At 37.3% G+C, this 2,336-nt stretch carries 3 protein-coding genes; all 3 read right to left on the minus strand.

Annotated elements, in window-relative coordinates; genetic code table 11:
• The coding region (locus LC608_RS36655; RefSeq protein ID WP_374108505.1) for a DUF6753 family protein at nt 1–457 on the minus strand (457 nt) is incomplete at its 3' end.
• The gene (locus LC608_RS36660; RefSeq protein ID WP_229558184.1) at nt 423–1,139 is read right to left on the minus strand and encodes a hypothetical protein; all 717 of its coding nucleotides are present in this window, start codon (nt 1,137–1,139) and stop codon (nt 423–425) included. The genes LC608_RS36655 and LC608_RS36660, both read right to left, overlap by 35 nt.
• Nucleotides 1,140–1,149: 10 nt before the next feature.
• Nucleotides 1,150–2,130, minus strand: a complete 981-nt coding sequence (locus LC608_RS36665) for a hypothetical protein (RefSeq protein ID WP_229558185.1) — start codon at nt 2,128–2,130, stop codon at nt 1,150–1,152.
• Nucleotides 2,131–2,336 lie beyond the last annotated feature (206 nt).

A 2,336-nucleotide genomic window follows, 5' to 3' on the forward strand; every position in this document is an offset into this window, starting at 1 on the left:
TCCAAGTTGTAAATGAAGCAAGCATCGCACCGGCTGCTGTCACTCCTCCTACCAGAGCGCAGATAGACCAAAAACGCATCTGAGAATTTCCTGTAGATAATCGCATCTCTTTTGGTGGCGATGATGTTGAGGATGCAGATGATGTTGATGATTGTTGTATCAGCTTCGGTATTTGTTCAGTTAATACATCACGCACAGCATTACTGACTACAGTGTTGTTCATTGATTGGGCTGTTTTAGAAGTATTCGCCACTTTCTCTTCGACTGTTAGTACCCAAGCTTCAATCATTGCCTCCATTCGTGCTTGCAGTGAAATCATTGTCTCTTCATATCTGCCAAGTGTTGCCATGACTTGAAACATCGGGTCATCTTCCGCTAACCCCACTTGATGCGCTGTTTCAACAATCCTCTGTTGTTCGGCTTCAGAATACCCCTGCAATATTTCTGATGTTCTCACCTGCTGACACTCCTAAGTAAATACTAGCGACTTGATTATTTTTTACAGTCTTAAAAAAATTTTTTAGCCAGTGATAAATATATGAGCGATACAACACATATAGGGATTGCTCATGAAAACATTCTGAGTAAGGTTTGGCTAAATCCTCCATTGCTTGATAATGATCTCTGTGCAAGGCTGTTAATATAATTTCTGTGCCCCCAACCAATGGCAATTTTTGCTGGATTAATTGCTTATACTCTTTAAACCTCGTATCAAAATGTTGATTTTTCACTATGACATAACTAGCATTGTCTGTTGCAAAATCTAATAGCTGCAAGAAATATTCCATGCAATCACTTCTATGGGAAATTGGCTGTAAGAATGTTAGTTTCCAGTTGAGTTCAGCCAAAACAGTAAAAAAATCTGCCTCATATATGTAGTTACAGGTTTCTTGGATATACTGTCCCGGCATATCTACAAAAATTACATCTAATGAGTCATTAAGTAAATCGTCTAATACCAAATCCGGGTTGTCTGTGAAAAAGTTTAAGCTTTCTATTGGCACTATTCCTTCATAAGCTTTGAACTTATTACGGCTATCATGGTTATAAATTTTAACAGCTTGATGTTGGCTAAGGAATAGTTCAATCAATAACTTGATAACTGTAGACTTTCCCACACGCGAGTCACCTACAGTCATAACTACACGTCTACAAACGGGGGACATTTTCTAATCCTAAAATACTTTTTGCTAACCAAACTTGTTCCTTGAATTTGCTAATCCAAGTACTTACCCTTCCTTTGACTGATGGCTTTTCTTTTTGCTCTATTCCTTGATTAAATGTCAAGCTATTTTTGTCTAAATAATCATAAGCGTGTTCTATTAAATCTGGCATCGTTATTTCTAAAAACGGAATATTACTTTCTATTAATATATCCTTCATCGCTGTTATGTCTGAGGATTCTTTATATCTGACAAAGTTTTCTGGCGAACCGAAGAACAAATTCTTCACTACGACATAATCTACTTGGTCTTGACAAAAATCATATAAACTTATTAACTGCTTTACCGAATCCATTACTCGACTAATTACAACTACAATTGTTACTCGCATATCATATAATTCATCAACTGTAGACAAAAATTTCATTTGTTGTACAACATCTTTTAAGATTCTCATGGACTGTGGTGGTAATTCCAATAAGAATAAAGACTTTCCGGGGATAACTGCCCCTTCTGCGTCTAGACTTTCCTCTATTAACTCTTTCAAATCATCTAGAAAAATGTCTACATTCCCTTCTGTAAAAAAATCTAATTCTCTCACTAAACATTTATCCCCATAAAATCTGCTTAAATGAGAATTAGATATGTCCGCATCAAAAGCCAAAAATTCTTTTTTCATATCCAAATATGTTTGCGCTAATCCTCTGGCGAAAGTACTTTTCCCTACTCCTCCTTTATCTCCTGTCACTATCACTAATCTCCGACTCCAGTGTTTTTTATTGGTGACTGCGGTTTTTGTTTGTGGCAGGACTGTATTTCCTGCTTCTGTTTTTTCACCTGCGGTTACTGCTTCTGGCATCTGCTGTATATTTTCTGTGCTTTCTGCTTCTGTTGTTTCATCTGTTACTAAGAGTAATTCTTCTACTCCGTTAAGGATCTCCGCCTCATCGTTTAAAATATCTGTCATCTGATTTTCTCCTCGATTTCATGTTTAATCAGTTTCGAGCTTCAGTCCAGTGCTAGCATCTCTGCTGAAAAGTAGTCTAATATAGCGGTTATCAGTCCAGTCCAGTACACTTAGGAGAGAGCAATTCTACTGATAACTGGTCGCTATGAAAGCCTACTCTCTCGACTTGCGTCAGAAAGTTGTTGATGCTTATGCCTGTGGTGACA

The organism is Nostoc sp. XA010, assembly GCF_020829625.1.
In the GTDB taxonomy this organism is placed as follows: domain Bacteria; phylum Cyanobacteriota; class Cyanobacteriia; order Cyanobacteriales; family Nostocaceae; genus Nostoc.

Coding starts and splice junctions, on each gene's coding strand:
- LC608_RS36660 (WP_229558184.1), bottom strand. CDS start 1,139: ATGACTGTAGGTGACTCGCGTGTGGGAAAGTCTACAGTTATCAAGTTA.
- LC608_RS36665 (WP_229558185.1), bottom strand. CDS start 2,130: ATGACAGATATTTTAAACGATGAGGCGGAGATCCTTAACGGAGTAGAA.